Raw genomic sequence first — 11,648 nt, forward strand, 5'->3', positions numbered from 1 at the left:
TGGAGGTCACGAGGGCAGTTCGGAACGAATGCGTCAGGCGTTACGCGACGTCACACGTTCGTGACTTGCCGCGAGGCCGGTGCGTTCCCTCCCCACAAGGTCGGGCTATCGCAGATGGCGTGTTGGTGGCGGCCTGAGCAAGCGCCTCGTCCTTCGAGACGACCGCTTCCAGCGGTCTCCTCAGGATGAGGCTAGGCAGCGTTGGTCCCGTTGAAATTGCTGCCGCGCACTCCGCCCTCATCCTGAGGGCCCGCCATCGGCGGGCGTCTCGAAGGATGCGTTGCGGGCGAGCTCAGGCGCGGCCACCAAACATGAGTAGAGTGGGGCCCCTAACGCCAAATAGAAAACGACCCGGACGGGGGCATCGTCCGGGTCGCTGGAGGTCTTGGGAGGTTTAACGAAACCGTATGGGAGCTTTATAGGGAGGAAGTTTTTCCGCCTGATGTTGTCGTTTGTTTCAATTGTTTCGTGGGCGGTAACGCTTCCGTGTCCGGGGAGAGGGTCGCAAGTTCAGTCCTATCCCCTTGAAATCATTGTCCTTACGCGGCGAAACGGTCGACGCCGGCGCCCTTAAGCAAATCGGCCAGTTGCTTGCGGGCATAGAACATCCTCGTCTTCACCGTGCTTTGGGGGATGCCGATGATCTGCCCGACCTCCTCCACCGACTTCTCGTGGTAGTAGATGAGGTTGATGATCTCGCGGTGCGCGGGCGACAATTTTGCCACGCAGGCGCGCAGGATGGCGCTGGTGTCGCTGCGGTCGAGCGAGGTCTCCGGCGTGTCGCAATCGTCGGGAATCTGGCGCACGTCTTCCTGGTCGATGTCCTCGAAGCGGCGCTGGCGCATCGCGGTCAGCGCCTTGAAGCGAGCGATCGAGAGCAGCCAGGTCGAGACCTGCGAACGGCCCTGGAATTGGCCGGCGGTGCGCCACACGTCGAGGAACACCTGGCTGACCAGGTCTTCCGCCGTGGTGGCGTCGCGCACGATGCGCAGGATGAAACGGTAGACCCGCACATTGTGCCGGCAATAGAGGATGTGCATGGCGGTCCGGTTGCCGTCGGCAATGCTCTCGAGGAGCATGTCGTCCGAAGTCGCCTGAGCGGCGATGATGCTCTGGCTGGCCTGGGCGTTGATGGCGATGACGTTCGGCATGGACTTGGCTCCCCGTAGCGCCGCAACCGAGCGGCGTTTCCTTGGACCAAAGTGTTAATCAGCCACCGTTTCGGGACGTCTGCGCGAAAAGCGGAAAATGGTTTCGTGCGCTGCCAAATTGTTTCGTCAGTTTGGGCGCGACGAAACATTCGGGGCAAAAAGTCGTGGAATTTCAATGTACGGAAAATACGGGGGTGGGGATCTGGGGCCGCGCGGAGGCGCCGGGAACGTATTTCGGTGGATTGCGTTTGGTGGCGCGGCACCCAGCGCCGTGGTCGCGGGGGGCGAAGCGGCGGTTCAGGGCGTTTGATCGAGTCAAAGGGCATCTTGCGGGCGGGGTCTGCGGCCTGAAATGCCTGATGGAGAGTGGCGCCGATGCCACTTGCTCCGTCATTGCGAGCGCAGCGAAGCAATCCAGAGTCTTTCCGCGGAGGGATTCTGGATTGCTTCGCTGCGCTCGCAATGACGATGCGGAGGCGGCGGTGCCGCCCTTACGCCTTATCGCCCCCCGGCGAGAACAGATAGCCGCCGCCGCGGATGGTGCGAATCACGGCGGGCTTTGCCGGATCGGGCTCGATCTTGCGGCGGATGCGCATGATGCGGAGGTCGACCGCGCGGTCGAAGGCTTCGGCGTCGCGCGCATTGGCGAGCTCCAGCAGACGCTCGCGCGAGAGCACGCGCTTCGGGTTGGCCGCGAACACTTTCAAGAGCCCGAACTCGGATGCGGTCAGCGGATGCTCGTTGCCCTCGTCGTCGCGCAGTGCCTGGGCTTCGAGATCGAGCCATTTGGTACCGAAGCGCACCAGCTGATCCTTGCCCGATTTCGCAGCCGCCGCCTCTGCCGCCGCGGCCTTTGCCGGCGTGCTCCGCCGCAGCACCGAGCGGATGCGCGCCATCAGCTCGCGCAGCTCGCAGGGTTTGGCCACGTAATCGTCCGCGCCGAGCTCGAGGCCGACGACGCGGTCGATCGGGCTCGCGGTCGCCGTCAGCATGATGACGGGCACGTTGTTGCGGCTCTTGAGGTCGCGGATGATCGAGAGCCCGTCTTCCTCGGGCATGTTGAGGTCGAGCACGACGAGATCGGGCACGCCGCCCTCGATCGCGGCGCGCAAGCTCTTGCCGCCGTCGCACAGCGTCACGGTGAAGCCGTGCATCTTGAGGTAATCGCCGACCATCTCCCGGGCTGGAGCTTCGTCGTCGACGATCATGATGTGCTGGCTTTGGGTCATGGTCTCTAGATCGGCATCTCGGTCGCAGGGAGGACGATGGTGAAGGTCGAGCCCTTGCCGGGGCCGTCGCTGTCGGCGGTCACCTCGCCGCCGTGCATGTCGATGATACGCTTCACGATGGATAACCCAAGCCCCGTCGAGCTCTCGCCGGCGGTCGGTTTGGCGGACAGCCGCTGGAACCGGCCGAACAGGCGGCCGAGATCCTCCGGCGACAGGCCGGCGCCCTCGTCGCTGACGCGGACGATGGTGTCGCTGCCCTCGTGGATGACGGCGACGCCGATCCTGCCGCCGATCGGCGAGTACTTGATGGCGTTGCTGATGAGATTGTCGATCGCCTCGCGGATGCGGTCGGTGTCGCACATGGTGACGATGTTGGGCGGCGCGGTGACGCTGATCGCCTGCTGCTTGTTGACGGCGAGCGGCTGGTTGGCCTCGGCGACCTCCTTGACCAGCGCCGCGACGTCGACCGGCTCGCGGCGGATGGTGATGTCGAAGGCATCCGCCATCGCGTCCGAGATCAGATGGTCGACCATCGTGGTCAGGCGCTTGGTGGCGTCGCGGATGTGATCGACCTGGGCGACCACGCCGCTTGCCGAGGCGCCGGTCGAGATCAGCTCCTTCAGCATCTCGGTGCGCCCGAGGATGACGCCGAGCGGATTCTTCAGATCGTGTGCGACCGTGCCCAAAATCTCGTTCTTGAAGCCGTTGGCCCGCTGCAGCCGCAGCCATTGCGCCGACAGCCGGCGGTTGGCCTGCATCAGCGCGCGGGTGCGCTGGGCGACGCGGTCTTCCAGCTGGGTGTTGGCGTCCTGCAGCTGCTGGTAGAGGATGACGTTGTCGAACGCGATCGAGAGCCTGGAGGAGAAGATCTCGACCAGCGAGCGGTCGGTCTCGGACAGCTCGCGCTCGGCCTGCAGCAGCACCACCACCTCGCGGCCGCTTCCGGTGCGCAAGTAAATCACGCTGCGATGGTCGGCGAACTCGTTCTTGCGGCGCTGGAACGCGGCTTCGACCATCTCGCGCAGCTCGGGGTCGAGCGCCTTCGACGACGTGGTGCCGATGAAGCGGCTGTAGCAGCCGCTGCCGGCGAGCACCGAAAGCTCGGGGTCGACGCCGCCATTGTCGCGCAGGACCAGTATGCCGGCGCAGTCGACGTTGAGCAGCGAGGCGAGCTGGGTCAGCACGCCCTCGGCGAGGCGCTGCATCGACTTGAAGTCGTACAGCGTGGACGCAGCATCGATGATGATCTCGAGCCCGCGCCGCGTCTGCACCATGCGCTCGAGCTGCTGATAGGAGCGCAGCGCCGCGGTCAGTGAGGTGAACAGCTTGTCGGCGGTGAGCTCGGTCTTGGCCTTGTAGTCGTTGATGTCGTACTGCACGATCACGCGCCGCTCGGGCGCCTGGCCGGGCTGGCCGGTGCGCAGGATGATGCGCACGGTCTCGTTCTTGATCTCGTTGCGGATGAACTCGACCAGCTCGAGGCCGGCCACATCAGTCTCCATGATGACGTCGAGCAGCACCGCGGCGATGTCGCTGTGCGCGGCCATCAGCTTGCGGCCTTCCGCCGCGGAATACGCGGAGAGGATCTCCAGGCTCTGGCCGTTGAGGCTGTAGTCGGACAGCGCGAAACGGGTGCCGTCATGTACGGCCGGATCGTCGTCGATGACGGCGATCTTCCACTTCCGTGCGTTCTGGTCCTCCGACGCGGTACCGGTGTCGTCGATCAGGTGGAGGACATCGTCCTGTTCGGCCATTGAGAAGTCCCGTCAGTCTCTGTGCTTTGCGCGCCGCCCTTGGCGACCCGGGGCATGATAATGCGAAAAGTGGTGCCTTGTCCCAGCTTGGATTCCAGCATCATCCGCCCGCCGAGCTGCTGGGTGACAAGGTTATAGACGATATGCAGCCCGAGTCCCGTGCCACCTTCATTGCGCCGGGTGGTAAAGAATGGGTCAAAGGCCTGGCGCTGCACGTCCGGGGTCATGCCGGCCCCGTCGTCGGTGAAGATGATCTCGATGTCGTCGGCCCCGCGCGGCCGCGCCGAGATCGTGATGGTGCCGGCGCGCCCGTCGGCGAAGGCATGGTTGGCGGCGTTGAGGAACAGGTTGGTCAGGATCTGGCCGTAGGAGCCGGGATAGCCGTCCAGCAGCAGTCCCTCGGGCACGTCGACCCCGAGCGTGATCGGCGAGCGCTTCAGCACGGGCCTGAGACTTGCGATGATCTGGTCGGTGGCTTCGCTGAGCGAGAACTGCCGCCGCTCGGCGTGCGAGCGGTCGACCGCGACCTGCTTGAACGACTGGATCAGCTCGCCGGCGCGGGTGAGGTTGCCGACGAGCTGCTGCGAGGCGTCGCGCGAGGACTGCACGAACTCCTCCAGCTGCGAGCGGCGCAAGCCCCCGTCGCCCTTGAGCTGGGCCTCGAAGATCTCGGTGCGCCGGGCAAAGCTGGAGGCAACGGTGAGGCTGATGCCGATGGGGTTGTTGACCTCGTGGGCAACGCCGGCGACGAGACCGCCGAGCGCGGCCAGCCGCTCGGCATCGATCAGATTCTGCTGTGCGGTATTGAGCTCGAGCAGCGCGCTCTCGGCCTTCTCCTTCGCGGCGCGCAGCTCGTCCTCGGTCTGCCGCTTGGCGATGGCGTTCTCGCGGAACACTTCCACCGCGCGCGCCATGGCGCCGACCTCGTCGCGTGCCTTGGTGCCCTGCACCTCGCGGTCGAGGTTGCCGAGCGTGATCACGCGCATCGCGGTCATGATCTGCTGCAGCGGCAGGCGGATCGACAGCGCGATCAAGACGCCCGCGGTGAGGATGATGCCGAGGAAGATCACCGCAATGGAAAGCACGCGGCGGGAGATATCGGCCAGCGTGCGGTCGAAGGTCTCCTGCGCCTTCTGCTCGCGCTGGCGCATCTTGGTGGAGAGATCGTCGATGGCGCCGATCGCCTCGGCCTGACTGGCGTCGATGCTGTTGCGCAAGAGCTCGGTGCGGCTCGTCAGTTGCTCCGAGAGCTTTGCAAAACCCTCGCGTAAGGACGCGGTGCGGGCCGCGAGCCGTTGCAGCGCCATCTTCTGGAGATCGTTGTCGGCGAGATCGATCATGACCGGAATGGTCTTCTCGATCGTCTCGGTGTGGCGGCGCGCATCGTCGGCGGCGCCCGATGACTGCGACAGATAGTAGGAATTGGCCGCGACCAGCATCGCGGTGAAGGCCTCGCGGGATTTTCCGAGCGATGGCCAGATCAGCGCGTCGCGATGGCCGGTGGCGCCCTCGATGATGGAATAGAGGCCCGCCATATCCCTGGCCGGGCCCTGCACCTGCTCCTCGTAGGTCTTGGCGATCGTCGCCTGCACGCTGCGCAGTTCGCCAAAGCCGTTGAGGAAGCGCTCGGTGGTGCGCTCCAGCTCCTCGACCGAGCCCGACAGCATCGGGTCCTTGGCGGCGCGGTTGCTCAGCGTGCCCAGCACTGCCTCGCGCAGCAAGAGGATCTCGGCGAACAGGTCCGGGCTTGGCTGGTTGATGTAGCGGTGGATCAGATTATGCAGCCGCCCGGTCTCGCTCTCGAGCAGCGCCAGGATGCGGTCGGACTCGCGCACCTGGCGCACGTCGTCCCAGGCCGAGCCCAGCACCTGCGAGCCGTTCCAGATCAGCGCCACCAGCACCACCACGACGGCGGAGTTCAGGCCTGCGATCGACAGGATGCGCCAGCGGATCGGCACGGCCCGGAGCGCGCCGACGAGTCGCGCGCGCAGCCGCCCGATCGGGCCGGGCGGCCTGTCTGCGTGCTCGCTGTTTCCAAGCGCAGGCAACTGGCCTCACTCCACCTTGCGAATGCGTTCGATCAAAGTCGCCGCGGCGGGGTCCTGGGCGGCCTTGGTGTAGATCGCGGCCATGGCGTCCTCGAACGGCTTGCGGTCGATATCCCTGACGATGCTGACGCCGGCCGCCCGCGCCTTGAGCTGGGACTGCTCCTCGAGGTCGCGCCACTTCTCGCGCATGAACCGGCTGGAGCGCTGCGCGGCCTCCCTGAAGATGGTCTGGTCCTCCGCCGAGAGGCTCTGCCAGGCCTTCAGCGAGATCACCAGCACCTCGGGGCTCATCGTGTGCTCGGTCAGCGTGTAGTGCCCGGCATGCTTGTAATGGTCGGTCGTCACGAAAGATGGCCAGTTGTTTTCGGCGCCGTCGATCAGGTGATTGGTAAGCCCGGTGAGCACCTGCCCGTAGGGCATCTCGACCGGTTCTGCGCCAAGCGAGCGGATCATCTGGCTCATCAACTCCGATTGCTGCACCCGGATCCGCAGGCCCTGGAGGTCTTTGATGCTCCTGATAGGGCGGACACCGTTGTAGATCGACCGCGCCCCGGAATCGTAGAAGCAGAGCCCGACGAACCCGTAGGGCTCGAAGCTGTTCAGGATCTCGCCGCCGATCGGCCCGTCCAGCACCTTCTGCATGTGCTCGATGGACCGGAACAGGAACGGCATGGCGAGCACGTTCATGGCCGGAACGAAATTGCCGATTAGGGCGACATTGGTCCGGTTGAGGTCGATTGCGCCGGCCCGAGTCTGCTCGATGGTCTCCTTTTCCTCGCCGAGCTGGCGGGAGTGGAACACCTTGATCTCGTGCCGGCCACCGGTGCGTTCAGCGATCAGCGCGCCCATGTAGCGCAGCGCCTGGACGGTGGGATAGTCCTCGGTCTGGGTGTCGGCGGCGCGAAATTCGCGCGCGACGGCGCCCGTCGCGCAGATGGCAAGCAGAAGCGCGACGAAGATCACCCCGGTCCGCGAGAGTTCGGCACGGTTCAACACTGGCACACTCAACCCCTCAGAGATGGAGTCTATGGCGGGACCAAAAGGTTCAATGCAATCTAAAGCGTTTTCAAGCGAAGTGGATACCGGTTCGCGTAAAGAAAACGCGTCAAATTAGGAACCTGGAGCCCCGTTCCGATCGGAACGGGGCTCTAGCAGATGGTTAAGGGAAGGCCATCCCGCGCCCGGCCCGCGGGCCGATTGTGCGGCGCGGCTGGACCTCATTCCGGTTGAAACCGCCAATGCCCCGCCTTAAGCAGGGACAGTCGCCTTTGTCGTGCGAGACGGGAAGAGCCATCGTGACGTCAGCATCGCGCCTTTTGCAGCTCGTCGCCGTCCTCGCGGCTCTCTCGCTGGCCGCGCCAGCGCGCGCCGCCACCGACATCGCGCTGTGGCACGCCATGTCCGGCGAGCTCGGCCGGCAACTGGACAAGCTCGCCGCCGACTTCAACGCCTCGCAGCCGGATTACCGCATCCACCCGACTTACAAGGGCAGCTACACCGAGACGGTGACGGCGGCGATCTTCGCCTTCCGCTCGCGCAGCCAGCCCGCGATCGTCCAGGTCAACGAGGTCGCCACCGCCACCATGACCGCGGCCAAGGGCGCGATCTATCCGGTGTTCAGCCTGATGCGGGACCAGGGCGAGCCGTTCTCGCTCAACGACTACCTGCCCGCCGTCTCCGGCTACTACACCGATGCGACCGGCAATCTGCTGTCGTTCCCGTTCAATTCCTCGACGCCGATCCTGTACTACAACAAGACCATGTTCCGCGACGCCGGCCTCGATCCGGAGACGCCGCCGAAGACCTGGCCCGAGCTCGGGCTGGCTGCCAAGCGCCTGCGCGACCGCGGCGCGGCGTGCGGCTTCACCACGTCCTGGCCGTCCTGGATCCATGTCGAGAATTTTTCCGCCTTCCACAACCTGCCGCTCGCGACCCGCACCAACGGCTTTGCCGGGCTGGATGCGGAATTGACCATCAACAATCCGTCTCTCGTGCATCACATCGCAGCGCTCAGCGAGTGGCAGAAGACCAGGCTGTTCGACTACAGCGGCCGCGGACAAGCGGCCGAGCCGCGTTTCCAGAACGGCGAATGCGGCATCTTCATCGGCTCCTCGGCGACGCGTGCCGACATCAAGGCGAATTCGAAATTCGAGATCGGCTACGGCATGATGCCGTACTGGCCCGACGTGAAGGACGCGCCGCAGAACTCGATCATCGGCGGCGCCACCTTGTGGGTGCTGCGCGACCGGCCGCGCGAGGAATACAAGGGCGTGGCGCGGTTCTTCGCCTATCTGTCGCAGCCCGGCGTGCAGGCCGCCTGGCACCAGAACACCGGATATCTGCCGGTCACGCGCGCCGCCTTCGAGCTGACGCGGGCGCAAGGCTTCTACCAGCGCAATCCGGGCTCGGCGATCTCGTTCGAGGAGATCACGCTGCATCCGCCGACGGAGAACTCGAAGGGCATCCGGCTCGGCTCCTTCGTCCTGATCCGCGGCGTGATCGAGGACGAGCTGGAGCAGGCCTTTGCCGGCCAGAAGAGCGCGCAGAAAGCGCTCGATTCCGCCGTCGAGCGCGGCAACAAGCTGCTCCGCCAGTTCGAGCGCGCCAGCCCGGAGCGGTAGATCAGGCGCTCGGGCGACCTTCACGTCGCCGGCGAAACTATCCGGACATCACGCAACCCGGAAGTGTGTGCAAGCTCACACGCAACGGCGCCTGCGCCTGCAATAATCCCGCATGCGTGACGACGGGCCGGCGCCGATGCCTGCCGGTCGCCGGCAGCAATCATCTTTAAGATCATTTCATCTGTCCATTTTCGGAAATAGTGCAATGGAGATCATCGATGCCCTGCACGTGTTGCATCATCCCGAACGACGTTCTGACCAGGCTGTCCCAGGACAAGAAATTGTCCGCCCCGCTGCGCAAGCAAATGGTCGACACGGTCCAGATCAGCCATGAACTGCGCGAATTGCGGAACCAGGCCGCGAGATTGACCAGCGTAACCGCCGCGCGTGCCGCAGGGCTCGTCACGCTGGCGGCAGTGCCGTCCGTCACGGTCTACGACTGCAAGCACACCCAGACGCTGCCGGGAACGCCGGTGCCGAAGCCGAAGACGTCCTCGGATGCGTCGGTCAAGCGCACCTTCAACCAGACCACCAAGGTCGCAAAATTCTACCAGCAGGTCTTTAACCGCAATTCGATCGACGACCACGGCATGACCATGATGTCGTCGGTCCATTTCGGCGAGAAGTACAACAACGCGATGTGGAACGGCTCGCAGATGATCTATGGCGACGGCGACGGCAGCATCTTCGTCGACTTCACCAGAGGCAACGACGTCATCGGCCACGAACTGACCCATGGCGTCACCCAGCACAGCCTGCAGCTCGCCTATAGCGGCGATGCCGGCGGCCTCAACGAGAGCATCTCCGACTGTTTCGGCTCGATGTTCCGGCAGTGGGAGGCCAAGCAGGACGTCAAGAAGGCTGACTGGCTGATCGGGCGCGACATCATGGGGCCGGGCGCCAAGAAGAAGGGGTTCACGTGCCTGCGCGACATGGCCAATCCTGCAGCCAAGCACTGCCTGGCGCCGCAACCGACCAAATATTCGCAAGTGACGCCGGGCATGGACCCGCATTACGCCAGCGGCCCGCCGAACCTCGCCTTCTACACGGCCTGCACCACGCTCGGCGGATACAGCTGGGCCAAAATCGGCCAGGTGTGGTACCATTCGCTCACCGGTTTCGGGCCGATGCCGAACATGACGATGAAGGCGTTCGCGGCGCGGACCCGGCAGGGTGCCCACACCTTGTATCCCGGCGATGCCGCGGTCTTCACCGCCGTCGACGCGGGATGGAAGCAGGTCGGGCTGTAATCGGGCCGCACCGCGTTACGAAAGGAAGCAGGCGTGGATCGCTTGAAGATCGAGCGCGTCGGAGGGTTCGCCGGATTCGGCGGCCCTCACCTCAAGAGCCGCGGTGAAGTGGTGCTGTCGGATCTGTCGGCCGCCGATCAGAAGACGCTGGAGCAGCTGTTTGCCGATCCGAGCAAGATCCCTGCTGCACGTCGGGGCGAGGCCGACGCATTCAGCTACCGGATCACGCGCGGCGCGCAGACGATCGAAGTCCCCGAGCATGCGGTCCCCCCGGCCATCAAGAGCAGCGTCAAGGATGTCCTGGAATAGGAGCGGGTTGGCGCTGTGATGGAGGGGACGCTGCCGCCGGACTCCGCGGGCGTTTGGGGCACGTCCGCGTCGAGGAGCCTCGATGCCTACCGCGCCTTGCGCGCCGACCGGTCGCGATGGCTGCCGGTCGCGCTCGACATCGCGCGCGGCCACGGTCTCGATGTCAGCGCGCCGCACATCTTCGCAACCGGCACCAATCTCGTGGTCGGCCTCGGCGAGCGCCTGATCCTGAAGATCTTCCCGCCACTGCTCCGCGCACAATTCGTCTCCGAGCGCGGCTCGCTGACACAGCTCGCCGGCCGGCTGTCCCTGCCGATCCCCGAGATCGTCGCGGAAGGAATGCGCGACGGCTGGCCTTATCTCGTCATCACGCGCCTCGCCGGCACGCTCGGCTCGGAGGCCTGGCCGTACCTGGCGGAAGACCAGAAGGAGCGCGTGCTGCGCCAGGTCGGCGAGACCATCGCTTCTGTGCAGCGCGCGCCGCTGGGTCCGCTCGCGCACATCGAGCCGCGCTGGGACGACTTCATGCGCGTCCAGATGCTGGGCTGCCGCGCGCGGCATGAACGTCTCGGCCTTTCGCCAAAATTCCTTGCAGGCCTCGACGATCTCCTGCGCGATGCCGCCGCGCTGATCCCGATGGACGCGCCGCCGGTGATCCTGACCGGGGAATATATCCCTGAGAATTTCCTGCTCGGCTGCGACGACGGCACATGGTCGCTCAAAGGTCTGTTCGACTTCGGCGACGTCCGCGCAGGCTGGCGCGACTACGACCTGCTCGGCCCCAGCGCCTTCATGGCCGCCGGCCGGCCGGGCAGGGTGCGCAGCCTGCTCGAAGGTTTTGGCTATGCGAAGCCGGACTATGCTCTCAAGCGCCGCCTGATGGCCCTGATGCTGCTGCACCACGCCAGCGACCTCAACGCGCACATCTGCATCGAGGGCTGGCAGGAGCAGGCGGATGATCTGGTTGAACTGCAGGAGTTGATCTGGCCCGGCTGAACGCTCCACTCCTCCCGTCATTCCGGGGCGCCGCGAAGCGGCGAGCCCGGAATCCATTGCTCTGCGCGTGTTGCCGCCCGATGGATTCCGGGCTCGATGCTGCGCATCGCCCCGGAATGACAAAGCCGGGGGCGCCGCTGCGGCCCGGGCGCCAGGATTCGTCCGCCTCCTCGATGGGCTCTGATATTTTTGAGCCTAATTTTTATGCGATTGCCCTTCTTTGTATGCAATTCGGTTCGCCGCAGAAGGCGATAGAAATGGAAGAATAGTGTGTAATATCAGTCATTTAT

The 11,648-nt window shown here is 65.1% G+C and carries 9 protein-coding genes; 4 read left to right on the top strand and 5 right to left on the bottom strand.

Annotated features, from left to right (window positions below):
• Positions 1 to 539 precede the first annotated feature (539 nt).
• The 5 genes from GGD63_RS32375 to GGD63_RS32395 all read right to left on the bottom strand — a co-directional run bounded on the left by GGD63_RS32375 (position 540) and on the right by GGD63_RS32395 (position 7,184).
• Complete coding sequence (locus GGD63_RS32375) at positions 540 to 1,151, bottom strand: sigma-70 family RNA polymerase sigma factor (protein ID WP_080133591.1); 612 nt, start codon at positions 1,149 to 1,151, stop codon at positions 540 to 542.
• A 491-nt stretch (positions 1,152 to 1,642) separates the two neighbouring features.
• Positions 1,643 to 2,380 carry a response regulator gene (locus tag GGD63_RS32380; protein ID WP_183248133.1) on the bottom strand — a complete coding sequence of 246 codons (738 nt, stop codon included), beginning with the start codon at positions 2,378 to 2,380 and terminating at the stop codon, positions 1,643 to 1,645.
• Positions 2,381 to 2,385: 5 nt separating this feature from the next.
• The gene (locus tag GGD63_RS32385) at positions 2,386 to 4,134 is read right to left on the bottom strand and encodes a DUF3369 domain-containing protein (RefSeq protein ID WP_183248135.1); all 1,749 of its coding nucleotides are present in this window, start codon (positions 4,132 to 4,134) and stop codon (positions 2,386 to 2,388) included.
• Positions 4,104 to 6,134, bottom strand: a complete 2,031-nt coding sequence (locus GGD63_RS32390) for an ATP-binding protein (protein ID WP_183248238.1) — start codon at positions 6,132 to 6,134, stop codon at positions 4,104 to 4,106. Before GGD63_RS32390 ends, GGD63_RS32385 begins: the two co-directional genes overlap by 31 nt.
• Positions 6,135 to 6,188: 54 nt before the next feature.
• On the bottom strand, positions 6,189 to 7,184 hold the full coding sequence (locus GGD63_RS32395) for a TRAP transporter substrate-binding protein (protein ID WP_183248137.1): 996 nt from the start codon (positions 7,182 to 7,184) through the stop codon (positions 6,189 to 6,191).
• Positions 7,185 to 7,420: 236 nt separating this feature from the next.
• Here GGD63_RS32395 and ugpB point away from each other — a divergent pair, with 236 nt between their 5' ends.
• The 4 genes from ugpB (at position 7,421) to GGD63_RS32415 (ending at position 11,358) form a co-directional block, all read left to right on the top strand.
• Positions 7,421 to 8,803: a sn-glycerol-3-phosphate ABC transporter substrate-binding protein UgpB gene (gene ugpB, locus GGD63_RS32400; protein ID WP_183248138.1), complete on the top strand. Its 1,383-nt coding sequence runs from the start codon at positions 7,421 to 7,423 to the stop codon at positions 8,801 to 8,803.
• Positions 8,804 to 9,021: 218 nt separating this feature from the next.
• Positions 9,022 to 10,053: a M4 family metallopeptidase gene (locus GGD63_RS32405; RefSeq protein WP_183248140.1), complete on the top strand. Its 1,032-nt coding sequence runs from the start codon at positions 9,022 to 9,024 to the stop codon at positions 10,051 to 10,053.
• Between the two features lie 33 nt (positions 10,054 to 10,086).
• Positions 10,087 to 10,362 carry a protealysin inhibitor emfourin gene (locus GGD63_RS32410; RefSeq protein WP_183248142.1) on the top strand — a complete coding sequence of 92 codons (276 nt, stop codon included), beginning with the start codon at positions 10,087 to 10,089 and terminating at the stop codon, positions 10,360 to 10,362.
• Positions 10,363 to 10,380: 18 nt separating this feature from the next.
• On the top strand, positions 10,381 to 11,358 hold the full coding sequence (locus GGD63_RS32415; RefSeq protein WP_246785757.1) for a phosphotransferase: 978 nt from the start codon (positions 10,381 to 10,383) through the stop codon (positions 11,356 to 11,358).
• The last annotated feature ends 290 nt before the right edge of the window (positions 11,359 to 11,648 follow it).

Source organism: Bradyrhizobium sp. cir1 (assembly GCF_014198245.1).
Classification (GTDB): domain Bacteria; phylum Pseudomonadota; class Alphaproteobacteria; order Rhizobiales; family Xanthobacteraceae; genus Bradyrhizobium.

What these genes read in the sequence shown, in the direction of transcription:
- GGD63_RS32415 (WP_246785757.1), top strand. Translation starts at nt 10,381, where the DNA reads ATGGAGGGGACGCTGCCGCCGGACTCCGCGGGCGTTTGGGGCACGTCC.
- GGD63_RS32405 (WP_183248140.1), top strand. Translation starts at nt 9,022, where the DNA reads ATGCCCTGCACGTGTTGCATCATCCCGAACGACGTTCTGACCAGGCTG.
- GGD63_RS32385 (WP_183248135.1), bottom strand. Translation starts at nt 4,134, where the DNA reads ATGGCCGAACAGGACGATGTCCTCCACCTGATCGACGACACCGGTACC.
- ugpB (WP_183248138.1), top strand. Translation starts at nt 7,421, where the DNA reads ATGCCCCGCCTTAAGCAGGGACAGTCGCCTTTGTCGTGCGAGACGGGA.
- GGD63_RS32375 (WP_080133591.1), bottom strand. Translation starts at nt 1,151, where the DNA reads ATGCCGAACGTCATCGCCATCAACGCCCAGGCCAGCCAGAGCATCATC.
- GGD63_RS32380 (WP_183248133.1), bottom strand. Translation starts at nt 2,380, where the DNA reads ATGACCCAAAGCCAGCACATCATGATCGTCGACGACGAAGCTCCAGCC.